The sequence below is a fragment of the Novosphingobium pokkalii genome, from assembly GCF_014652855.1.
Taxonomy (GTDB): domain Bacteria; phylum Pseudomonadota; class Alphaproteobacteria; order Sphingomonadales; family Sphingomonadaceae; genus Novosphingobium; species Novosphingobium pokkalii.
Genome location: NZ_BMZP01000013.1, coordinates 71,732 through 92,324, shown reverse-complemented (window position 1 = coordinate 92,324; position 20,593 = coordinate 71,732). Strand labels below are relative to the sequence as shown.

At 65.1% G+C, this 20,593-nt stretch carries 22 protein-coding genes; 19 read left to right on the top strand and 3 right to left on the bottom strand.

Annotation, left to right across the window (positions count from 1 at the left end; all coding sequences use genetic code 11):
- The first annotated feature begins 163 nt into the window (after positions 1 to 163).
- The 9 genes from IE191_RS14080 (at position 164) to IE191_RS14040 (ending at position 12,989) form a co-directional block, all read left to right on the top strand.
- The gene (locus IE191_RS14080) at positions 164 to 1,093 is read left to right on the top strand and encodes an ArdC family protein (RefSeq protein WP_191325018.1); all 930 of its coding nucleotides are present in this window, start codon (positions 164 to 166) and stop codon (positions 1,091 to 1,093) included.
- 459 nt (positions 1,094 to 1,552) lie between these two features.
- Entirely contained in the window at positions 1,553 to 1,756 is a 204-nt protein-coding gene (locus IE191_RS14075) for a hypothetical protein (protein ID WP_191325017.1), read from the top strand.
- A gap of 133 nt (positions 1,757 to 1,889) precedes the next feature.
- Complete coding sequence (locus tag IE191_RS14070; RefSeq protein ID WP_191325016.1) at positions 1,890 to 4,007, top strand: ParB/RepB/Spo0J family partition protein; 2,118 nt, start codon at positions 1,890 to 1,892, stop codon at positions 4,005 to 4,007.
- Between the two features lie 78 nt (positions 4,008 to 4,085).
- Positions 4,086 to 4,553: a UCP036055 family protein gene (locus IE191_RS14065; RefSeq protein WP_191325015.1), complete on the top strand. Its 468-nt coding sequence runs from the start codon at positions 4,086 to 4,088 to the stop codon at positions 4,551 to 4,553.
- Positions 4,550 to 5,119, top strand: a complete 570-nt coding sequence (locus IE191_RS14060; RefSeq protein ID WP_191325014.1) for a DUF7007 domain-containing protein — start codon at positions 4,550 to 4,552, stop codon at positions 5,117 to 5,119. The genes IE191_RS14065 and IE191_RS14060 overlap by 4 nt, the downstream gene beginning before the upstream one ends.
- A 198-nt stretch (positions 5,120 to 5,317) precedes the next feature.
- Positions 5,318 to 6,238 (top strand): winged helix-turn-helix domain-containing protein, encoded by a 921-nt coding sequence (locus IE191_RS14055; RefSeq protein WP_191325013.1) that lies wholly within the window; start codon positions 5,318 to 5,320, stop codon positions 6,236 to 6,238.
- 66 nt (positions 6,239 to 6,304) lie between these two features.
- Positions 6,305 to 10,672 (top strand): strawberry notch family protein, encoded by a 4,368-nt coding sequence (locus tag IE191_RS14050; RefSeq protein WP_191325012.1) that lies wholly within the window; start codon positions 6,305 to 6,307, stop codon positions 10,670 to 10,672.
- A 9-nt stretch (positions 10,673 to 10,681) separates the two neighbouring features.
- On the top strand, positions 10,682 to 11,767 hold the full coding sequence (locus IE191_RS14045) for a DUF7146 domain-containing protein (protein WP_191325011.1): 1,086 nt from the start codon (positions 10,682 to 10,684) through the stop codon (positions 11,765 to 11,767).
- 283 nt (positions 11,768 to 12,050) lie between these two features.
- A complete protein-coding gene (locus tag IE191_RS14040) occupies positions 12,051 to 12,989 on the top strand; it encodes a DUF2493 domain-containing protein (protein WP_191325010.1) in 939 nt (312 codons plus the stop codon).
- A 68-nt stretch (positions 12,990 to 13,057) separates the two neighbouring features.
- On the opposite strand, the gene IE191_RS14035 is transcribed toward IE191_RS14040, so the two are convergent.
- Positions 13,058 to 13,918 carry an FkbM family methyltransferase gene (locus IE191_RS14035; RefSeq protein WP_191325009.1) on the bottom strand — a complete coding sequence of 287 codons (861 nt, stop codon included), beginning with the start codon at positions 13,916 to 13,918 and terminating at the stop codon, positions 13,058 to 13,060.
- A 497-nt stretch (positions 13,919 to 14,415) separates the two neighbouring features.
- Between IE191_RS14035 and IE191_RS14030 the strand changes: the two genes are divergently transcribed.
- Positions 14,416 to 14,736 carry a DUF736 domain-containing protein gene (locus IE191_RS14030; protein WP_191325008.1) on the top strand — a complete coding sequence of 107 codons (321 nt, stop codon included), beginning with the start codon at positions 14,416 to 14,418 and terminating at the stop codon, positions 14,734 to 14,736.
- Positions 14,737 to 14,794: 58 nt separating this feature from the next.
- Here the strand turns inward: IE191_RS14030 and IE191_RS14025 are convergent, their stop codons facing one another.
- Positions 14,795 to 15,160 carry a hypothetical protein gene (locus IE191_RS14025; RefSeq protein WP_191325007.1) on the bottom strand — a complete coding sequence of 122 codons (366 nt, stop codon included), beginning with the start codon at positions 15,158 to 15,160 and terminating at the stop codon, positions 14,795 to 14,797.
- Between the two features lie 244 nt (positions 15,161 to 15,404).
- The gene (locus IE191_RS21435; RefSeq protein WP_505834582.1) at positions 15,405 to 15,854 is read right to left on the bottom strand and encodes an HU family DNA-binding protein; all 450 of its coding nucleotides are present in this window, start codon (positions 15,852 to 15,854) and stop codon (positions 15,405 to 15,407) included.
- A gap of 149 nt (positions 15,855 to 16,003) precedes the next feature.
- On the opposite strand from IE191_RS21435, the gene IE191_RS14015 reads away from it, so the two are divergent.
- The 9 genes from IE191_RS14015 to IE191_RS13975 all read left to right on the top strand — a co-directional run bounded on the left by IE191_RS14015 (position 16,004) and on the right by IE191_RS13975 (position 20,421).
- On the top strand, positions 16,004 to 16,168 hold the full coding sequence (locus IE191_RS14015) for a hypothetical protein (RefSeq protein WP_191325005.1): 165 nt from the start codon (positions 16,004 to 16,006) through the stop codon (positions 16,166 to 16,168).
- Positions 16,169 to 16,304: 136 nt separating this feature from the next.
- Positions 16,305 to 16,712: a hypothetical protein gene (locus IE191_RS14010; RefSeq protein ID WP_191325004.1), complete on the top strand. Its 408-nt coding sequence runs from the start codon at positions 16,305 to 16,307 to the stop codon at positions 16,710 to 16,712.
- 440 nt (positions 16,713 to 17,152) lie between these two features.
- Positions 17,153 to 17,467, top strand: coding sequence for a DUF736 domain-containing protein (locus IE191_RS14005; protein ID WP_191325003.1), 315 nt, complete (start codon positions 17,153 to 17,155; stop codon positions 17,465 to 17,467).
- A 95-nt stretch (positions 17,468 to 17,562) separates the two neighbouring features.
- The gene (locus tag IE191_RS14000; RefSeq protein ID WP_191325002.1) at positions 17,563 to 17,772 is read left to right on the top strand and encodes a helix-turn-helix domain-containing protein; all 210 of its coding nucleotides are present in this window, start codon (positions 17,563 to 17,565) and stop codon (positions 17,770 to 17,772) included.
- 183 nt (positions 17,773 to 17,955) lie between these two features.
- Complete coding sequence (locus IE191_RS13995; RefSeq protein ID WP_191325001.1) at positions 17,956 to 18,231, top strand: DUF2285 domain-containing protein; 276 nt, start codon at positions 17,956 to 17,958, stop codon at positions 18,229 to 18,231.
- 114 nt (positions 18,232 to 18,345) lie between these two features.
- The gene (locus IE191_RS13990; RefSeq protein WP_191325000.1) at positions 18,346 to 18,549 is read left to right on the top strand and encodes a transcriptional regulator domain-containing protein; all 204 of its coding nucleotides are present in this window, start codon (positions 18,346 to 18,348) and stop codon (positions 18,547 to 18,549) included.
- A 31-nt stretch (positions 18,550 to 18,580) separates the two neighbouring features.
- Positions 18,581 to 19,120 carry a DNA -binding domain-containing protein gene (locus IE191_RS13985; protein ID WP_191324999.1) on the top strand — a complete coding sequence of 180 codons (540 nt, stop codon included), beginning with the start codon at positions 18,581 to 18,583 and terminating at the stop codon, positions 19,118 to 19,120.
- A gap of 113 nt (positions 19,121 to 19,233) precedes the next feature.
- Entirely contained in the window at positions 19,234 to 19,533 is a 300-nt protein-coding gene (locus IE191_RS13980; protein ID WP_229815385.1) for a helix-turn-helix transcriptional regulator, read from the top strand.
- A gap of 3 nt (positions 19,534 to 19,536) precedes the next feature.
- Positions 19,537 to 20,421: a replication initiator protein A gene (locus IE191_RS13975; protein ID WP_191324998.1), complete on the top strand. Its 885-nt coding sequence runs from the start codon at positions 19,537 to 19,539 to the stop codon at positions 20,419 to 20,421.
- The last annotated feature ends 172 nt before the right edge of the window (positions 20,422 to 20,593 follow it).

Below are 20,593 nucleotides of genomic sequence, written 5' to 3'. Positions count from 1 at the left end.
TTTTGGGGAAAGCCTTCCCCTCCGCCTTGGCCGCGCGCGTCCAGGCTACCACTTCAGCGGGGTTTCACCCCGCAACGCCCCGAGTGTGAGAGGGCCGCTTCGCGCAGCCGTGACGGGATGAAGGGAGAGAGAGTTCCTCCTGCCCGTCGCGAAAGGATGCGCGATGGAAAATCATTCGAGGGCGCAAGGCGCGGGCCAGCGCCGGAATATTTATGCTGAGATCACCGACCGGATCCTGTCTGAACTGGAGGCGGGGAGGGTACCCTGGGTGCAACCCTGGGCAACGGCTACGGCAGCGGTCGGCATGCCGTTCAATGCCGTCAGTGGCCGACGTTACAGCGGCATAAATATACTCAGTCTCTGGCACGCGATCGCCGAACGTCGCTTTGCCGGCCACGGATTTGTGACGTTCCGCCAGGCAAGGGAGCTGGGTGGCTTCGTGCGCCGTGGCGAGGTCGGTACCGACATCATCTATACCCGCCGCGTCGCGACCCGCGACGAGAGGCGCAACGCTGCCGATGAAGGCCGGGAGGCGAGGGCGACGATCCCGTTTCTTCGCCATTTCACGGTCTTTGCGCTGGAGCAATGCGATGGTCTGCCCCCTGATCTTGCAGGGGCCGCCCTACCGCATGACCCTGCGCTGATCGTACCCGCTGCAGATGCCCTGATCCGGGCGACCGCCGCCGATTTCCGGATAGGTGGCCCCAGTGCGTTCTACAACCCCACCCATGACTATGTGCAGGTTCCGCGGCCTCAAGACTTCTTCGAGCCCATCAACTGGCACCGTACCGCGTTTCACGAGCTTGCCCATTGGAGCGGCCATCCTTCCCGTCTGGACCGGGACCAGGCTGGTGCCTTCGGCTCACCCGAATATGGTCGAGAGGAACTCGTCGCCGAAATGGCGGGGGCCTTTGTCTGTGCATCCCTGGGAATCCGCCCCACCGTCCGGCATAGCGATTACCTGGGGTCGTGGCTCGACATCCTGCGCGAGGACAATCGGGCTATTCTCCGGGCAGCAAGCGCTGCGTCGCGCGCAGCGGACTATCTGTTGGGGTTCCAGGTCAAGCCCTCCAATAAGGGAACCGCGGCGTGACCGTGTCGACCGGTGCTCAGAACGGCAATGCCGGACGGCATGGATGCCGTTGCTGTCGCCACTGAAAAAGGGCGGCTGACGACGCCGTCGCGGCATTCGAAGCCTGGCGGACAACGGGCAGGGGACGTCCCGTTCGCTGTCCCTTGGGCAGCTGCAACCGGGTGCTGTTGCGGCCTGAAGCATGCGCATGCTTTTCGGCGATGGCACCCAATTTCCTGTGCCTCAACTTCTCGCACATCCCACCCTCGGCCTCGTCCGCTAGACCGGACGCATTTGTCGTGTGCGGGCGGAGGGGGCGAGGAATTGCGTCTGCGTCCCGCATTCCGGACGACTGGTCCGCGTGAGCGCCTGCGTGCCGCTGGCGCGGAAGTGAAGGGGGCAGAGTGCGAGGCGGGAGGAAATCCTTCGGCAGGTTGGCGCGGGAGAAAGGCTCCCGGCGGGCTGCCGGGAGCTTCCGACATGTCAGTTTCATCTTCGATCCGCCGCTTGCGGCGCAAGCTTTCGGATATTCTCGTTGCGGCGGAACCAGCCGAGCTGGGGGATCTCGACGCGCAGTTGCGCGCTCGCGAGCACCGGCTGGACCCGGGGAGCGGTTTCATCACGGCAGCCCTGCTGTCGCTCGGGTTGTGGCTCTGCCTGGTACTCGTCTGGCTGGCGTGGTGACCGCGTCCCGAGAGGCACGCTCGCCAATCGAACTCGGGTCGGCGCGAAAATAGAGGGAGAGTGGTGCCCTGGCTTCGCGACGGGCAAGCAGCCGAGAGAGGGTCTTTCGGCGTTCCGTCGTGGAGTAGCTACCATGGCAAAATCAGTTCGGAAGATCACGCTCAGCCCCTCGCGGGATATTCCCCTCGACCGGTTGATCCTCTCGCAGGCGAATGTGCGGCGGATCAAGGCAGGCGTCACCATTGGTGAACTGGCCGAGGATATTGCGCGGCGCACGCTGTTGCAGAGCCTCAGTGTCCGGCCCGTTCTCGATGCGAACGGCGAGGAGACCGGCATGTTCGAAGTCCCTGCCGGCGGCCGCCGCTTTCGCGCGCTCGAATTGCTGGTCAAGCAGAAGCGGCTCGCCAAAGATGCGGCCGTGCCGTGCGTCGTCCGCTTCGCATCTGACGAGGTCACCGCCGAAGAGGATAGCCTCGCTGAGAACACGTTTCGCGAGCAGTTGCATCCGCTGGACCAGTTTCGCGCCATGCAGGCGATGGTCGACAAAGGTGCCGACGTCGAAGCCATTGCGGCTCACTTCATGACCACGCCTGCGGTCGTGCGACAGCGCCTCAAGCTCGCATCGGTCTCCCCGAAGCTGCATGAGATCTATGCCGAAGACGGCATGACGCTCGAGCAACTGATGGCCTTTTCGGTAAGCGACGACCATGCGCGCCAGGAGCAAGTCTGGGAACTGTTGGCGCATAGCTACAATAAGTCCGCCGGTTACATCCGGGCAAGGCTAACCGAGAACAGCGTGCGTGTCGCCGACAAGCGCGTGCGCTTCGTGACGCTGGACGCCTACGTGGCCGCCGGCGGCGGTGTCATGCGCGACCTCTTCGAAGACGATGATGGCGGCTGGCTGACCGACCCGGCATTGCTGGAAACGCTGGTCGCGGCCCGTCTCGATCTCGAAGCGGACCGGATTCGTACCGAAGGCTGGAAGTGGGTCGCAACCGCCGTCGACATGCCCTGGAACGCTGCGGCCGGGATGCGCGAGCTCGTCGGCGTCACTGCGCCAATGTCGGTGGAAGAGGAAGCGCGCTTACAGAACCTCCAGGCCGAGGCCGAGGCGCTTGAAAGCGAATGGGCTGACGCGCCAAGCCTGCCGGACGAGATCAGCGCGCAATTGGATGCACTCGACCGTCAGTTGGGCACGCTGCTCGACCGCCCGCAAATGTTCACCGACGAGGACATCGCCCGTGCCGGAGCATTCCTATCCGTTGCAGCCGACGGATCGCTGCTGATCGAGCGTGGCTATGTGAAGCCCGAGGACGAGCCGGCGGACGAAGTGGATGAAGTGGCGGGCAACGCGCCTTCCGCGGGCGATCCCACTGGCGAAAGCCAATCGGGCGGCGTCGAGCAAACCGTGCCGAGCGGTGGTGGGGACAACCTCGAAAGCGATGTCGAGGACGAAGTCATCAAGCCACTGCCTGACCGGCTTGTCGCCGAACTCACCGCATGGCGGACGCTGGCACTGCAGGATGCGCTTGCACGCGATCCGGCGACGGCCTTTGCGGCTGTGCTTCACGCTCTTGTCCTCGACGCATTCTATCCGGCGAGCCGTGAGTCCTGCCTGCAGATCACTGCGAGCCGAGCCTCCTTCGCCTTTGCCCCTGCCGACCTGAAAGACAGTGCTCCGGCCCAGGCGATCTCCGACCGCCATACGCAGTGGAAAGCGCGGCTTCCCCAATCGGATCGGGAGCTTTGGGATACCTTGTTGCGGCTCGATAACGCCGAGCAGTCGGCATTGTTCGCCCATTGCGCGTCGCTGGTGCTCAATGCCCAGGCCGAAGTCGTTCCCAAGTACGACAACGGACGGGTATCCCGCCACAGCATCGAGCGGCGTCTCGAGCACAGCCACGTGCTCGCGCGCGCGATCGGCCTCGATGTCGTGGCGGCGGGCTGGCGCCCGACCGTGACCGGCTATTTCCAGAGTGTCACGAAGCCGCGAATCCTGGCCGATGTCAGTGAAGCACGGGGCGCGCAGTTCGCCGACATGATCGCGCACCTCAAGAAGCCGGACATGGCGCGGGAAGCGGAGCGGCTGCTTGAAGAGGCCGCCTGGCTGCCGGAACCGATGCGGACGCCAGCTGGTGGTGGGAGCGTTGTCGAGCACGACGGGATCGAGGCCTTGCCGGCGTTTCTCCAGCTGCCGGAACCGCCCGCCCCCGACGGCGAATTCGATCACTACGCGATCGCTGCGGAATAGCCGCTCCTTTCCGCCTCCACATTCTTCGAAAGCCCGGTCGCTGCGATCGGGCTTTCGTCCTTTTGAGGACCAAACCCCATGAATGCTCAGTCGATTTACGACGCGGTACCGCTCGGCAGCCTCGTTCGCTTTTCCAACGGTGAGCCCCGGCCGCCCGCACGCTTCTCCCGCAAACTGAAAGCCTGGACCAATGACAATGGAGTTGGCCGACTGGTCGCTCGCGAGCCGGCGCGGGAAGGCGCCTCCTTTCGCTATCCCGCTACCTTCACTCTCCATCTGGGCAACTATGGGAGCGAGGGCTCGATCATCATGGTCGTCAGGCGCACCTACGACGTGGACAGTCCGCTCGAATTCGAGGTGGATGAATACCCCAGGCCCGGGGATGCGCATGTGTTGGCCGCCATGTCGGGACGCGTCGAGCTTCTGCATATCGCGGCCGACCGCGCGGCTGCCGAAGCGTGGCTGGCGACGAACCGCTACAGCAATGCCCGGATCGAGATTGTCGGCCTTGGTCTCCACTCCTTGCCGAACGGGAGCGAGGCATGAGCCAGGCAGACGCAGCGGTCTATGGCCTGACCGCCGACGGCTTGCTTGCCGCACGGATCGGCGACTTCGGCTGCTTCGCTGTTCCGGGCGACGGCGGCCTTCGGCTCGCGATCGCCCGGTGTACCGGCAAGCCAGTCGCGGAATGGACGGCAAGCGATGCGCTTGCAAGCGAAGGCATCGTTGGCGACGAGACAGCGTTTCGTGCGCACGTCGAAGATATCGCTCATCATCGGCGCCAGCTACGCGGTCTGGCGCGCGCGCATGTCGCGACCTCTCGTCTGACCCCCTGGGGAACGGCTCAGCAGGAGACGGTCTATGGCGAAGGGGTGATCTTCGTCTCCACCGCGAGCCATGGCGGTTTTCATCTGTCGGAGAAACGGCTCGCCGGCCTCGATCCGCTGCTTCATGTCGATGGTGGCTGGTACGAGGAAGATGTCGAGTGGGCCAAGGTCGCTCTGGCATTTCCTGACCTTTTCACCGACCGCGAGAACGCGGCGGCCGACCGGACAGTTCGGGCCTGGTTCCCGCTGATCTGGCAGGCTCTTGGCGGCAGGCACGATTCCTGACCGCTGTAAAGGTCCTCTGTCCGTGTCAATGGCGCGGACAGAGGACCTCGCTCTTCCAGGGCACCGGTTGGCAGAATCGCACCCCAGCCGGGCAGGCGAAGCTTTTTGCTTTTCTCGTCCGGCGCTTTGTGTCGCGCAGATTTCCTGCGTGTCCTTCCCATCGCAAAGTCAGGAAGGCCGACGACGATGCCGGTATCGATGACCGCCGTTCATCTTCGGGACCTCCACAAGATCGCAGAGCATTTCAACGCACGCCCCGAGTTGCTGGATGAGGCTTCGATGCCGAGCGAGCAGCTCTGTGGCGTTGTTCGAGTTCTGCAGTTTCCCGATCGCGGAATGGTTGCCCGTGAACAGTGGCTGCAGACCTGCATCCCGTCCCGGGAGGAATACCGGTTCAGGGCGGGCGAAGTGCGCTATCTGGCGCAGGCGGACCAGGCCTTCGCTGTCCTCGTGCTCAGTGGCGACGATTGCGCGAAGCTGTTGCGCGCCCTGCGCGATACGAGAAAGCTTTTCGCGAACAAGATCGTCGTTCCGTTCCTGTCCCACAGCGCGCCACATGATCGGGCGCTGCTCTTGCGCCGCGGCGCCGATGACGTGCTGCACCTGGGCCTCTCCCCGCAGGAAGGAGCAGCTCGCCTTGCCGCGCTGATACGCCGGCAGCGCTGGGCGTCGAGCCAGCAAGCCGAGGCCGAGCTCGCGACCGAACGCGCCGCAGCTGCCGTGGCCGAGCTGCAATGGCTTTGCCCGGGTCCAATCGGACGCCAGGGGCGCCAGGTGCTCGCGGTTCTCTTCGCGCAGTTCGGTAAGGTGGTATCGCGACTCTCACTCTCCAGCGCCGCACGCACGAGCAGCCACTGGCCCTCGGAGCGGCAGTTGCACGTGATCATTTGCAGCATCCGCAAGCATCTGCGGCCGCCGTTCCTTATCGAGACGCTGCGCGGCGAAGGCTTCCGCCTGCACATGGATGCGGCGAACGACCTGCCCTGGCCAGACGATTCTGCCACAGGCGCGGCTGATGTGGCCGCCCGTAAGGCGGGAGGCAAACCTGCGCAGCGTGGCGCGCGACCCGCTAAATCACAGCAGGGGCGCAGAAGAGGAGAGGGGCGAGGGCCGGGGTAGGCCTGGCCGGGGCAGAGAGAGCGTCCGGCGGGCTCCAAGTTCCCGCGCTCTCCTGGAGTTCTCGCCTTGACCGATCAGCTCGCCGACGCCGCCACGTGCGGCGTTCCCGCCTTGCCTCTCGGCTCCCACGTCGCGACTGCCCATGGCTGCCTTGAGGCGGCAGGCCTTCTGCTCCCGCAGCTTGAAGCCGGGATTTCGCTCGGCGCGCGCGATCTGCGCTCGGCGCTGACCCGAACCTTTGGTGGGACAGATGCTCAGGGTCATTGGGACTGGAAGACGGCCTATGATGCTTGCGAATGCGCCATGGTGCTGTTCCTGCGCAAATATGCGGCCGTGCTGCAGTCACGCCCGGCCGCCGAGCAGCTGGCGCTGGTCGAGCGCGTGGCGAGGCTCTTGCCCACCCATACCCGCCGATCCGAAAGCGGGCTGGCCCTCCAGCAGTTCTCGACGCCGCCGAGCCTTGCGCTGGTCGCTGCCCGCGCCGCCGCCATCGAACGTGACGACGTCGTGCTCGAACCATCGGCCGGGACCGGAATGCTCGCCGTTCACGCCGAGCGCAGCGCACGCGCATTGGTACTCAATGAGCTTGCGGAGGTTCGTGCGCAGTTGCTGACGGGCCTCTTTCCGCAAGCGGGGGTTACAGCGCATGACGCCGCCTCGATCGATGACTGGCTTCCCCTGTCGGTGCGTCCCTCGATCGTTCTGATGAACCCGCCGTTCTCTGCCGTCGCCCACGTCGGGCGGACGATGAAGGATGCCGCCATTCGGCACATCCGTTCCGCGCTGGCCCGGCTCGAGACCGGTGGGCGTCTCGTGGCCATTACCGGCGCATCGTGTTCGCCCGAGAGGCCGGCCTGGCGCGATGCGTTTGTGAGCCTTCATGCCGAGGCGAGGATGGTCTTTACCGCCGCCATCGCGGGCAACGTCTATGCGCGCCATGGCACGACGATCGAAACAAGGCTGACGGTCTTTGACAAGGTGCCCGCTGGCGACCCGACCTGCTTTCCCTGCTCGATCGGCACAGCGTCCGATCCGTCGACCCTGCTCGAGTGGGTGCACCAGCATGTGCCGCCACGCGCACCGATTTCCTCCACGTCGAAACGCTCGGGCGGGACTGGCTCGACTGCTGGCGTCACCATCCGCATGTCTGCGGCGCCCGGCAGGGTTGCCGTTCCACCAGTGCCCGTCCAACCGGCTGTCTTGGTGGCGCCATCGCCTGAACTGGACTACGTCGTCACGGATTGGACGCCGCCACAAGGCCGTCTTGGCGAGGCGTTGTACGAGCCCTACACGCCGCAATCGGTGAAGATCACTGGCGCCAGAGCGCATCCGACGCCGCTGGTGCAATCCGCCGCGATGGCATCGGTCGCACCACCCAAGCCGCGTTACCGCCCCAATCTGCCAGCGGCATTGGTCCATGAGGGCGTCTTGTCCGAAGCGCAGCTTGAGTCGGTCATCTACGCCGGCGAAGCGCATGAAGGATATCTGGCAGGTGCTTGGAATGTCGATAAAACGTGGGACCAACTGACGGCGGCGCCTGAGGATTGCGTGGCCGCTGTCCGCTTCCGGCGTGGGTGGTTTCTTGGCGACGGGACCGGGACTGGCAAAGGCCGTCAGGTCGCGGGCATCATTCTCGACAACTGGCTAAAGGGACGCCGCAAGGCGGTGTGGCTGTCCGTGTCCGAGCGCTTGCTCGAGGACGCGCAGCGCGACTGGGCAGCGCTTGGACAGGAGCGTCTCTACGTAACGCCACTGTCGCGCTTCCGTCAGGGCAAATCCATTCCGGTCGACGAAGCGATCCTCTTTGCGACCTATGCCACGCTGCGCTCGTGCGAACGCGGTGGCAAGAAGTCTCGCGTCGAACAGATCGTGGACTGGCTCGGCGCGGATTTCGATGGCGTCATCATCTTCGATGAAGCCCACGCCATGGCCAATGCCGCTGGTGGGAAAGGCGAGCGTGGAGAGGTTGCTCCATCACAACAAGGGCGCGCCGGCCTCAGGCTACAACACGCCCTGCCGCACGCACGGATCGTCTATGTGTCGGCGACCGGCGCCACCACCGTGCAAAACCTCGCTTATGCACAGCGGCTCGGGCTTTGGGCCTCGGGTGATTTCCCCTTCGCGACCCGCAGCGAATTCGTCTCGGCAATCGAGAATGGCGGCGTGGCCGCAATGGAAGTGCTGGCGCGCGACCTCAAGGCGCTGGGGCTTTACACCGCGCGATCCCTGTCGTTCGACGGCGTTGAGTACGAGATGCTCGAACACGCGCTCACGGATGAGCAGCGCCGCATCTATGATGCCTATGCAGGGGCGTTCCAGATCATCCACAACAACCTTGACGCGGCGATGGAAGCCTCCGGGATCACCAGCGCCGCGCACGGTACCCTCAATGCCCAGGCCAAGTCTGCCGCGCGGTCGGCATTCGAACAGGCCAAGCAGCGCTTCTTCAACCACCTGATCACGGCCATGCAGACGCCAAGTGTCCTCGCCAGCATCGAGCGCGACCTCGAAGTCGGTCATGCGGCGGTCGTGCAGATCGTGTCCACGGGCGAAGCGTTGCAGGAGCGCAGGCTTGCCGACGTCCCGACCGACGAATGGCACGACGTCAGCATCGACATTACGCCGCGCGAATATGTCCTCGACTACCTGCAGCATGGCTTTCCGGTGCAACTGTTCGAGCCCTTCACCGATAGCGAAGGCAACCTGGCATCGCGGCCGGTTCGCGACGAGACCGGCAATCCGGTCGTCAATCGGGAGGCGGTGCGACGGCGCGATGCCATGATCGAGCGCCTGGCGGCCCTGCCTCCGGTTCCGGGAGCGCTCGACCAGATCGTGCAGCATTTCGGGCCGGATGCCGTAGCCGAAGTCACGGGCCGTTCGCGTCGGATCGTTCCCAGGCAACGCGAGGATGGCAGCCAGCGCTTTGCGGTCGAGAGCCGTCCAGCCTCGGCCAATATTGCGGAAACGCATGCCTTCATGGATGATGCCAAGCGCATTCTCGTCTTCAGCGAGGCTGGCGGCACGGGACGCAGCTACCATGCCGATCTCGGCGCGCGCAATCAGCGGCGACGCATTCACTATCTGCTTGAACCGGGGTGGAAAGCGGACGCCGCCATCCAGGGCTTTGGTAGAACCAACCGGACCAATCAGAAGCACCCGCCCCGGTTTCGACCGGTATCGACGGACGTCAAGGCGCAGAAGCGCTTCATCTCGACCATCGCCCGGCGCCTCGACACCTTGGGCGCGATTACGCGAGGTCAGCGCCAGACCGGCGGGCAGAACATGTTCCGCGCTTCGGACAATCTGGAGTCGGCTTATGCCCGCGATGCCCTGCGCAGTCTTTATCGCCTGGTCGTCAACGGCAGGATCGAAGGATGCTCCCTTGGCGTCTTCGAGCAGGCGACCGGCCTCGTCCTGCTCAACGACGATGGAAGCTTGCGCGACGAACTGCCTGGAATAGCGACATTCCTCAACCGCATGCTGGCGCTTTCCCTTGGCATGCAGGAGATACTGTTCGACGCATTCGAAGGCCTGCTCCTGACCCGCATTGAAGGAGCTGTCGCCAGTGGCACATATGAGCTCGGGCTTGAGACGCTGGTCGCCGAGAGCTTCACCGTCACCGGCAGGAAGACAATCTATACGCACCCCGGTACCGGCGCTGAAACGCAGCTTCTGACCATCGCGCGGAAGGACCGGATATGCCCGTTGGCCATCGAGGAGGCCCTGGCGCTCGTCGATGACAATCGCGCGCGCATGTTAATCCACGCGCAAACCGGCCGCGCAGCGCTTCAGCGCCGTGCCCGCAGCGTGATGGATGAGGAAGGCCGGACCAGCGCCCGTGCGCGACTGGTCTGGCCGGTTGGCGACGCCACGATGTTGGCCGATGCAATCCCGGCGAGCGGTTGGGAGCCTGCTGCCCGCGAGGCGTTTATTGCCGCCTGGGGTAAGGAATGCGCCGCTCTTCCCGCGTTCGAAACCTCGTCCCTCTATATGGTGGCAGGTCTGCATCTGCCCATCTGGAAGCAACTTCCGGACGAGTCGACCCGGGTGTTTCGGCTGCAGACCGATCAGGGCGAACGGATTATCGGCCGGCGTGTCTCGCCAGCATGGGCAGCAAGGTTCGCTGACAGCCCTGGAGGGCCTGCACTTACGCCGGCCGAGGCAATGGAGCTTCTCCTGTCGGGCGAGGCCACGCTGCACCTGGCCGAGGGCCAAAGGCTGTACCGCGTGCGGTCAATGGGTGATTGGCGAATAGAACTTGCCGGCTTCAGCGACCTCGCCGTCGAGCGCCTCAAGGCCTTCGGGCTCCTCTCCGAGATCGTGTCGTGGAAACTGCGCCTGTTCGTGCCGACCGGCCCGAGCGGGGAGGCCGTACTGGCGGCGCTGCTCGAGCGATATCCGCTCGAGCAGATCTCGGCGCGCAAGGCGGCGTAGGCCAGGGCGATGCCAGCGACGGCAGGAGAACTCGCCCGGCGGCTTGCAGACAATGCCGAGATTGTCTGCCGCCGCTATCTCTCGAACGGCAGGCGCGAAGGGCACTATTGGCTGGTAGGAGATGCCCGGAACACACCGGGGCGCAGTCTTTACGTTCGCCTTGTTGCAAGCGCCGAAGGGCGCGGCGCGGCAGGCAAATGGACCGATGCGCAAAGCGGGGATCATGGCGATCTCCTGGACCTCATTGCGCTCTCGTGCGGGCACCAGCGTTTGCGTGACACGCTTCAGGAAGCCAGGCGCTTCCTCAGCTTGCCAGACATAGGCCCGCCTCAACTGCAGCCGCGATCGCACCGGCCGCGTGCAATTGCAGCGAAAGCGCCCTCTGCGGAGCGAGCGCGACGGCTGTGGGACGCATGCCAGCCGTTCTCGTCAGACCCGGCGACGGTCTATCTGCGAGCACGCGGGCTGCATTCGGCGCGTGCCTTGGCGGACCTGCGCTATCATCCTGGCTGTTATTATCGTCCCACCGGCCTCGACCGCGCCGGGACGGACCGCACATTGCCGGCGTTGGTCGCAGCCGTCACCGATCTTGCCGGCTCCGTCTCCGGCGTCCAGCGGACCTGGCTTGCCCGTTCCGGCGAGGGCAAGGCGCCGGTCGAGACACCGCGCCGCGCTATGGGAATGCTGCTCGGTAATGGCATTCGCTTCGGTCAAGCCGATGCCGTGATGGCGGTCGGCGAGGGGATCGAAACCACGCTGTCGTTGCGCGAAGTGCTCCCTGAAATGTCCATGATCGCCGCGCTTTCGTCAACGCATCTCGCTGCGCTGCTGTTTCCCCCGGCACTGCGGCGGCTGTACGTTTCGTGTGACGCCGATGCCGCAGGGCGACGAGCGCTTGAGCGGCTCACAGCGCGGGGCCACGAGGCAGGGATCGAAGTGGTCGCGCTTCATCCGTGCCTGGATGACTTCAACAGTGACCTTGTCCGGTGGGGTGCAACGAAGCTGAAGTCGGCACTCGCGGGTCAACTGCGGGCAGAGGACGCCCGGCGCTTCCTGGAACCCCAAGTCGTCACGAGCGGCATGACCAGGACTTGAGCCGGGAGGGGAAGGGCAGGTCGGGCAAGCCAGCGGCATTGCCGCGCCCGGCCTTCTCGTGGGGCGACTGCGGCAGGCACTTGGCAGCCACAACGCTGCGGCGGCCACCATTTTCCGCCGGTCCGTTCCGGACCTTTGCAGCGCGAAGCAAAATGGCGGCGCCTTCGCGTCCTTCGCTTTGCTGCGGCCGCGCCAAAGCGCGGTGTGGCTTCCATGTGCCAACCGCAAGAGACGTCGCCACGAAGGCCGCGAGCGGCGCGGCTTAACCGGCGAAAGGCATCCCATGACCAGCTCCTTCGATCCCCCAGGCAACAGCCAGGACAGCCAGCCAGGCTCGACCGCCTATCTGCTTCAGGAAATGCAACTCTACGGCTACCGGCCCTTCGAAGACGAACCCGATCAGCGTCCGCTTCCCGATGAACGCCTGGCGGCAGGAGCCGTGGCCGATATCTTCGACGGGCTGGTTGCAGCGCTCGACGAGACCCGGATCCAGCCTGACCTTGAGGATCTGCTCTGGGGCATCGTCAACGTCTTCCAGCGCGCCGGCGAGCGGATCGAGCGCGAACTCGACGATAACGAACAGGCCCAGAAGCGCTTGCAGCGCGAACAGGACGGCAGCGAAGTCAAGTCCGTCGAGCTCGAGCGGATGATTGCCGAAGGCATCACGATGATCGAACGCCGCGATACGATGGAATTCTTTCGCGACGCCGCCGCCGAGCAGTTCCGCATCCATCTGCGCAAGCCCTGGCTGCCGCGCTCAGGTCCCATGGTCAATCGCAAGCAGCTCACGGCGGCCGTTCTCGACAGCCGCAAGTTTGCCGACAAGCGCCGCTACCAGGACGCCCGTGTCCATAACCCCGATGGCGTCCGTATCGCCTTCACAGGCGGAGCAGACTTCAACAACCACGAACGGATCTACGCTGTCCTCGACAAGGTTCGCGAGAACATAGCCGACATGATCTTGATGCACGGCGGTACCGCGACCGGTGCCGAGCGCATCGCGGCCTGCTGGGCACGCGATCGCAACGTTCCCCAGGTCGCCTTTCAGCCGGACTGGGAGCGCCACAGGAAGGCAGCGCCGTTCAAGCGCAACGACGCCATGCTGGATACCTGCCCGCGCGGCGTGATCGTCTTTCCTGGAACCGGCATCCAGGACAACCTCGCCGACAAGGCCCGCAAGATGGGCATTCGCGTCTGGGACTTCCGCGCGAGAGGCGGCTAATGCCGCCTCTGTCTCGGTTCAGGTCATCCGGTCCCATGGCGGCTCTGTTCAGGTCAGTCCGGAACGGCCTAGTCATGATTTCGGACGAACCGGACGGAACGCCACTGGTCCGGGTCGTCACAGTGCATGCGATCGGTTTCAGCATCGGGCAGGCCCTCGAGCCGGCCCATCTCCTCAGGAATGCACACCAGGTCGAACGACCATTTCCCGGGGAACGCATTATGCTCGTTCGCGCGCCAGTTCTGCGCGTTGTAGAGCGGGGTGATCAGATGCCAGAAGCGGTAGCCCTCGGGCTTGAGCTGATCGATCGACCAACGCGTGTGACCATCGGGCGCAAGGGTCGCGGAGTGATGATTGAGCGTTTCGAGATAGACGACCGGCCGGCATCGCCGCACCGTTTCCATGGCGCCAATCACGATCTCGCGCTCGTGGCCCTCGACGTCGATCTTGACGAAATCGAGGCGTTCCAGCCCAAGCGCATCGACTGTCATGAGCGGGCACGGCAGCTTGGGCAGATCAGTTGAAGCATAGAAGCCCAAGGCGCCGTAGTTGGCGCTTCGGTCGCCTTCGACATCGGGGAACGCGGCAAACGCCAGTTCCCGACCCAATGCGGCCTGATAGGTTCGGACATTGAACACGTCGTTCGCAAGCAGGTTTGCGCAGAGCAGCCGGTGATTGATGCCCAATGGCTCGAAGGCGTGGACCCTGCCGGAAGCGCCGACGATGCGCGACAGAGCGATCGTGTGCGTGCCGATGTTGGCGCCGGCTTCGACGACCACGGCGCCTGGCTGCAGCAGCAGTTCGTAGAGACGGACTTCGCTTTCCGACCATTCCCCATAAGCCCGCATGCTGACGCCGATCGTGTCGTCGGCATCGAGAATGTGGAACAGGCCGTGGCGACAGGCGATGGTTGATACAAGGCTGGTCATGGACGGGTCTCGTTGATGATGGAAATGGGGTGCTGCACCGGCAGGATCGGATGCAGGCAACGCGATACCGGGCGATCGTGATCGCAGCAGGCGCGCTTTGCGGGCGCGGGGGTCACGATGCCTGGATCATGCTCCATTCTGGCCATGAGCCGCCATTCGGTTCTCGCTGGGGACGAACCGGCGGCAAGGGAGCCGGAGCACTTGGCTTGCGCTGGGAGGGGAGCGAGGGGAGCGGCGGTTTCTCGCACGCTCGTGCCCGTCTCAACCGGCTTTCTTGCGGCAACGTGCGAGAGGCGGAGGCCTGCCTGGTTTGCGGTCCTGCTGGAGCGCAAGACCACCCCCTGGTTGTCGCCTTCCTGCAGGGCGTGACCGCCTAGTGCCGTCAACCCCGTGCGGGGTTCGCCCTCGCGCGCCGCGCTCGGTGACGACGGCGGGCAGCCCTTTCGAGTGGCGTCACCGGGGATGGTCCCCGCGCACCAGATCAGGAGTTTATGACCATGGCCACCATCGCCAACCTCACCGTCAAGGCCGACGACAGCTTCGAAGGCACGCTCGCGACGCTGACCGTCTCGGCGCCGATCGCGATCATCCCCAACACGCGCAAATCCAAGGACACCGAGCCCGACTACCGCATCATCAGCCGCAAGAACGGCTTCGATCTCGGCGGCGGCTGGAAGCGGTTCTCGCAGAACACCGGCGCCGAATATATCTCGGTCTCCCTGTCCGCACCGGAATTCGGCACGATCTACGGCAACATCGCCAATGCCCCCGGCGACGATCCTTCGAAGAAGGTGATCATCTGGAACCCGCCGGCCTGACCGGCAGGATCGGCTCCGTCCTGGCACGGAGCCGATCCTGCACCACACGGTTCGCTTCTCAGTTGCCAAAGAACGAGGGCGCGCCATGGCTGTACCGAAGCGTGACGTAGGATAACTGGCAGAGATCAATCCTCGGCCAGACGCTCAAGGTTCCGTCAGCAAATCGCGCCCGGAGGTCGACGAGGCAGGTGCCGTGATCCTTGTCAAAGGCGATGCTCTGACGGGCGCCGCTGACTAAGGGGGCGGGCGTCGCGTCGGGGTCTCTCTTCGGAAACTGCCAGCGTGACGACGATGACGGCGCAAGTTCACCCTCCACGATCCGCTTGCCGGTCGCATTGGTGAGCAGAAATTCCCGCTCTTCGCCGAACGCCGGCGTGGCGGCGAGAAGCACGCCAATGCTGGCGGCCGCTCCGATGGTACGCATGATCGCTGATCCCCCGAAAGGGCGCGAGGGTGAACCGGTGCGGTGCGAGGTGGAAGGTCCCCGAAGCGCGCCAGCGGTGCGTCCAGGGGCGGCCTTGTGCGCTCGCCGCCAGTCTGCGAGCACGCCTTGTGTGCGCCATCCCATTGGATGGAAATGGCGCCGGATCCTGGGGGCGGCGTCTTACCGCGCCGATCTGGAATCTGGCGGCAAGGGGCGTCGAGCCCCTTGCCGCGCAGTCGGGTCATCAGCCGTTGAGCTTGTCCTTTACCGCCTTGGCAGGGGCAAACGTCAGCTTGTTGGACGCCGCGATCGTCATCGCAGCACCCGTTGCCGGATTGCGCCCTTCGCGTGCCGGGCTGTTCTTGACCTTGAACTTGCCGAAGCCGCTCAGCGAGACTTCCTCGCCGCGCGCCGCAGCATCGACGATCGCGGCAAGGACGCCATCGACATATTTGCGGGCGTCCGCCTTGCTGAGCCCGTGGGCGGTGGCAAGCTGATCGGCAAGGTCACTGTTGTTCATCGTGGATCTCCGTAACGATTCGCCTGTGGCATAGCTCTGCTGGAGAACAGCGCCAACGCATCGCAGGCAGAGTGGGCGCGGTAGTGGCCCGGAAAGCGGCGAGGGGAGAGCTGCATCGGCTCTCGTCCGCGCTGAGCCCCACCCGGCTCGTCGTGGCGCAATCCCTGGGCGCAAAGCCCGGCCTCCTTCAATCAACCCGTAAAGGGTCCGCTACGCCTGCGCGTGCGGCCGCGCGCAGGCGCGCGGTGATTGCGGCCGGGCTCTGGCCGGCGGGGCACCTGCCGAGCGGGGATGGTCTCCGCTGGCGGACAGGAGCCTTCGAAATGCCGCTTGCCACCGCACAGTCGCTTGCCTGGAACCTCTCGCGCACGCTCATGACCGTCATTGCCCTCATCCGCACCGAGCATGGCTACTATGCCCTTCCGGCCAGCGAATTCGAAGGGGACGCCGCGATGGTCGTCCGCGAATACGACCCCTTCGAGCGATGAGGGACAGCGTGCATCCCCCATCCGCGATCGGCCTTGAAGCTATCGGATACCGTCTGCTACACTTGCCCCGCAGATTGCGCTGTGGAGGTGGTGGCGGGCGCGTCCGACGTTCATTCGTCATGTTCAGGGACGCCCTATGACCATCCTTCTCCTGTGCGGCCTCGTCGCCGCTGTTGCGCTGGTGCGCTTCGTCTTCTCGCTCGCTACCGTGGCCTTGCCGGCCTCGATCGGCATAGCCCTCGGTCTGGCGATGCGGTCGGCCGGCTGCGCTCCCGGCACGTCGCTGCTCCTGTCCCTCCTGGCGGCAACGGCGGCGCTGGGCCTTGGAAGCGCCGCGTTTCGCACCGCCCGAACGCCTTTGGTCCGCCTGCTTGTAGCCATGATCTTCGTGCTTCCCGCGGCCGTTGCTGGCTACGGCCTGGGTCAGGCGATCTGTGCGCTCTTCCTCGATCAGCAGATCGTTGCGACGGTGCTCGGCCTGCTGTGCGCCAGCGCTGCAGCGCAAGCGGCCCATCGCACGCTGCAAAGCTCGTCGCCCGCGTGATCGTCCGCCATGCCCATTGGGGTGCCCGGGAGCGATGTTCCGTCCTGGGGTGTGTCGGATGTCGCGTGCCTGCCGAGGTCTGAGCGCTTTGGCCATGGATGGCCCGGTCTGGTTCTGCCCCGGAACGCGCCTTGCCCTCTTCCCCTCTCACGTCCAACCGCTGCCATTGCTCCTGCCAGTCGGAACGGCACCTCCTGCCTCGTTTCGATGCGCCCATTGCCGCCCAGACGCGCTGGCGCGCTTGCCCGCCGCCGCAACGGCGCCGCGTCCGCTTTCTTCCCCGCGCCGTGCCGGCGCTCCTCGCGGGACAAGAAAGCGGCCGCTCTGCCGTCCTGCGCTTGCCGCTCCGGGCCTGCGGCTGCGGCGGCGGGCACGGGGCGACCTTTCAGTGCGCATCGAGGCCGGATGGTGCCGGCCCGACCAACCGAAAGGACAATGACATGGCGAAGATCGGCAGCTTCAAGAAGGTCTCGGACGAATTCAAGGGCCAGATCCTCACGCTCGGACTTCAGGCCAAGGCGGTGCGCATCGCACCCGACGCCGCCACGACCGGCAATGCGCCGACCCACCGGGTGCACCTGGGCGACATCGAAATCGGTGCAGCCTGGCAGAAGCACACCAGCGACAACCGCCCCTATCTCTCGGTGAAGCTCGATGATCCCAGCTTCGTTGCTCCGATTTTCGCGCAGCTCTTCGAAGGCGAGGCCGGCGAATACGATCTCGTCTGGAACCGCCAGACGCGCCGCGGCGACTGACCGCGCGTCCCTTCCACCGCCCAGCGAACAGCTGGGCGGTGGAATCCCTACTATACTAGGTGGAGCTATGCTAAGGACAAGGCGACGACACCCCGATGAAGCTTCGGGGCATCGTTGCCGGGAATTTGCGCAGATTGCGGATGGCCAAGGGTCTTTCGCAGGAGGAAGTCGCGCATCTTGCCGGTCTCGACCGCAACTATGTAGGCAATCTCGAGCGTGAACAGAATTCGCCCACGGTGGACACGCTCGAGCGCATCGCCGCGGTGCTTGAGGCGCCCGCTGTCGAATTGTTCCGCGAGCCCTGATAACGCATTGTTATTTGGACAAGCGCGGGCTGCCGGGCACTCCGCCACGCAGCCTTGGCGGCGAGGCCGCGTGTATTACCTCGAAAATGGCTGTATGTCGCAAGCCGGAGTCGGGCAGGGCAGCATTCCGCTTGCAGTTTTGCTTAGGTCTCCCTTGGTCCAGCATCAGCGGGAAGAGTTCGCATGACGACGTTGCCTTTCGAGGAGGCCCCGCCGCAAGGTGACGCCTTGACGCCATACGATCTCACCCATCTCGACACCTACCTGCAGCTGCTCGATGATGCTGGTACCGCGCTGTGGAGCGAAACGGTACGGACGCTGTTCGGTCTTGATCCTGCGCTTGAGCCCGAACGGGCCCGGCGCACGTATGACGCCCATCTCGCCCGGGCCCGCTGGATGAGCCAGCAAGGCTATCGGCAACTCGCGGCCCTGCAGCGGCGCTCGCCGGAAGCAGAATAGAACTGCAACAATAGCTCCTCTTGACGAAAGTTAGGTCGGTCAGGGGTAACTCGTTGAAATCGGACCGAGCCGGTACAGTCGGCCACCCTAGATAGAACCGTCAGGGGAGGCTTTATGTCGCCAGGTGCCGACCGGCGCGAGGACGATCCTTCGCGCTTTGCCGAACAGTTCGATCTCAGCGGGATCGCCTTCGAATTTCTGCGGCGTAATCCCGAATACCAGAGCGACTACGCGGCTGCCCGCGCAGATCCGGGCTCTACGAGGCCAGAGGAGGGCGCGCGTGCGGCGGCGCGCTGGGGGCTTCGATTTCCTGATTGATCCAGCAGCCCCTGCTCCCGACGGACGGGCCTTGTGGCGAGCCGACGTACTCGCCTCGACGATCCTTGTCGGACCGGCGCCAGAAGGCTTTGACGCATCCGGGGCGATCACGCCCGACGATCTTCCCGCCATCTTTGCGCGCGAAGACGGTGCGGACGGCGTCCACGTCACCATCGGCCAGGGCGCTCGGCGCGCCCATTTGCGGTTCGAACCGGGGCTATCGCTTTGGGGCAGCGTCATGCTGCCTCGCGAACAAGCGTTGCGCATGCGGCGTGCCTCTGCCGACTGGTTCCTGCGCACGCGCGGCGGCGCATCCGAACCCTCGCCCGAAGGCGCCTACTTGTCCCCGAGCCGCCGCATGAGGCTCGGGCGTCTGCTGTCCCTGTTCGATGCGCGGCGCGCCGGCGCGACGCTGCGGCAATTGGGCGCTCGGTTCATCGATCCCGATCTTGCCGATGTTTCGGCGGCCGCCTGGGCGGACGCCTCCGAGCGCAAGCAGTTGCGCCGCCTGCTCGCCACAGCCGATCAGCTGGTGATCTCCGCTTACCGCCGTCTGTTGCGCGGCGAATAGGGACATTTCAGAGATTTCCGGCTGTCCCTCCCCGGGATCGCCCGTTGTGGCCAAGCCTGTCCTTCCCGTCGCTGCGGTGCGCCTGCGCCGTCGGCACTCACCAGGAGGACGCTATGCCTGAAGCCACGAGCGCGCCGCAGCCGCGCTACCTCGCGCAACCCGACCCCGAAGCGGTCGTGCGCCCGCGCTATCTGCGCACCCCCGAAGCGGCAACGATGCTCGGACTGTCGCCGCGTACGCTCGAAAAGCATCGCTGCTACGGCACGGGGCCAGTCTATCGCAGACTTGGCGGGCGTATCGTCTACGCCATTCCCGATCTCGAAGCCTGGGCGTCGCTCGGCACGCGCCGGTCGACCTCCGATCCGGGCGAGGGCACGGTCCATCCCGCCAAGCGGCTCGCACCGGGGCTCTGAGCCATGGCCGCGCAGATCCCGCAGCGTGTGAGCGAGCGCGCCCAGCTCGAACTGTTCCGTTCGGTGCCCGGCGACGTGTCACCGCGTGATGCGCAGGACCTTATGTCCTGGCCCTTTTTCAGCTTGGCCAAGCGCAAGCGCGTGACCCCCATCGACTTCGTGATGGGCGCCACCCAGATTTCAGTCGAAGCCGTGCCTGAGCATGGCATGGCCACCATCTGGGATGCCGACGTGCTGATCTGGGCCGCAAGCCAGATCGTCGAGGCGCGCGACGCAGGGCGGCCGACGTCCCGGCTGATGGCGACAACACCCCATGAGATCCTGGCCTTCACCGGTCGCGGGACGGGGCGCGATCATTACGACCGTCTCAAGGCGGCTCTCGATCGCTTGCAATCGACCACGGTTGCGACGTCCATCCGCCAGGAGCAACAGCGCCGGCGCCATCGCTTTTCGTGGATCAACGAATGGCGCGAACTCGCAGATGCGCGCGGCCGCGCCTGCGGCATCGAGCTGATCTTGCCCGACTGGTTCTATGCAGGGGTAGTCAACCGGTCTCTCGTCCTCACCATCGATCGGGCGTACTTCCAGCTGACCGGCGGCCTCGAGCGCTGGCTCTATCGCCTGGTGCGGAAGCACGGCGGCTTTCAGGCGGGGGGATGGAGCTTCGACTTCGCTCACCTGCATCTCAAATCGGGCGCGCTCTCGCCGCTCAAGCAATTCGCGTTCGACGTGCGCGCCATTGTCCAGCGCCAGGCACTGCCAGGCTACCGGCTCACCATCGAACATGCCTTCGGCCGCGAGCGGCTGATGTTCGTCGCCAACCCCGTCGATCCGATCGACAAGGCCATGCGCCGCCTCAAGCTCAAGCCTGTGGAGAACCGGCCATGACACTCGGCCTATTGGAAACCGCACGGTTCGGCCGATCGGAAACCGCCCATTCGGCCTATTGGAAACCTTGGGTTTTCCTAAAGCACTGGAATCGCGAGCGGAATCCCACCCCTACTAACCGTGCTAACAGAAGAGTCCTTCGGACTCTTGCTAACGGTGCCGTCCGTATCGC

Coding starts and splice junctions, on each gene's coding strand:
- IE191_RS14080 (WP_191325018.1), top strand. CDS start 164: ATGGAAAATCATTCGAGGGCGCAAGGCGCGGGCCAGCGCCGGAATATT.
- IE191_RS14075 (WP_191325017.1), top strand. CDS start 1,553: ATGTCAGTTTCATCTTCGATCCGCCGCTTGCGGCGCAAGCTTTCGGAT.
- IE191_RS14070 (WP_191325016.1), top strand. CDS start 1,890: ATGGCAAAATCAGTTCGGAAGATCACGCTCAGCCCCTCGCGGGATATT.
- IE191_RS14065 (WP_191325015.1), top strand. CDS start 4,086: ATGAATGCTCAGTCGATTTACGACGCGGTACCGCTCGGCAGCCTCGTT.
- IE191_RS14060 (WP_191325014.1), top strand. CDS start 4,550: ATGAGCCAGGCAGACGCAGCGGTCTATGGCCTGACCGCCGACGGCTTG.
- IE191_RS14055 (WP_191325013.1), top strand. CDS start 5,318: ATGACCGCCGTTCATCTTCGGGACCTCCACAAGATCGCAGAGCATTTC.
- IE191_RS14045 (WP_191325011.1), top strand. CDS start 10,682: ATGCCAGCGACGGCAGGAGAACTCGCCCGGCGGCTTGCAGACAATGCC.
- IE191_RS14040 (WP_191325010.1), top strand. CDS start 12,051: ATGACCAGCTCCTTCGATCCCCCAGGCAACAGCCAGGACAGCCAGCCA.
- IE191_RS14035 (WP_191325009.1), bottom strand. CDS start 13,918: ATGACCAGCCTTGTATCAACCATCGCCTGTCGCCACGGCCTGTTCCAC.
- IE191_RS14030 (WP_191325008.1), top strand. CDS start 14,416: ATGGCCACCATCGCCAACCTCACCGTCAAGGCCGACGACAGCTTCGAA.
- IE191_RS14025 (WP_191325007.1), bottom strand. CDS start 15,160: ATGCGTACCATCGGAGCGGCCGCCAGCATTGGCGTGCTTCTCGCCGCC.
- IE191_RS14015 (WP_191325005.1), top strand. CDS start 16,004: ATGCCGCTTGCCACCGCACAGTCGCTTGCCTGGAACCTCTCGCGCACG.
- IE191_RS14010 (WP_191325004.1), top strand. CDS start 16,305: ATGACCATCCTTCTCCTGTGCGGCCTCGTCGCCGCTGTTGCGCTGGTG.
- IE191_RS14005 (WP_191325003.1), top strand. CDS start 17,153: ATGGCGAAGATCGGCAGCTTCAAGAAGGTCTCGGACGAATTCAAGGGC.
- IE191_RS14000 (WP_191325002.1), top strand. CDS start 17,563: ATGAAGCTTCGGGGCATCGTTGCCGGGAATTTGCGCAGATTGCGGATG.
- IE191_RS13995 (WP_191325001.1), top strand. CDS start 17,956: ATGACGACGTTGCCTTTCGAGGAGGCCCCGCCGCAAGGTGACGCCTTG.
- IE191_RS13990 (WP_191325000.1), top strand. CDS start 18,346: ATGTCGCCAGGTGCCGACCGGCGCGAGGACGATCCTTCGCGCTTTGCC.
- IE191_RS13980 (WP_229815385.1), top strand. CDS start 19,234: ATGCCTGAAGCCACGAGCGCGCCGCAGCCGCGCTACCTCGCGCAACCC.
- IE191_RS13975 (WP_191324998.1), top strand. CDS start 19,537: ATGGCCGCGCAGATCCCGCAGCGTGTGAGCGAGCGCGCCCAGCTCGAA.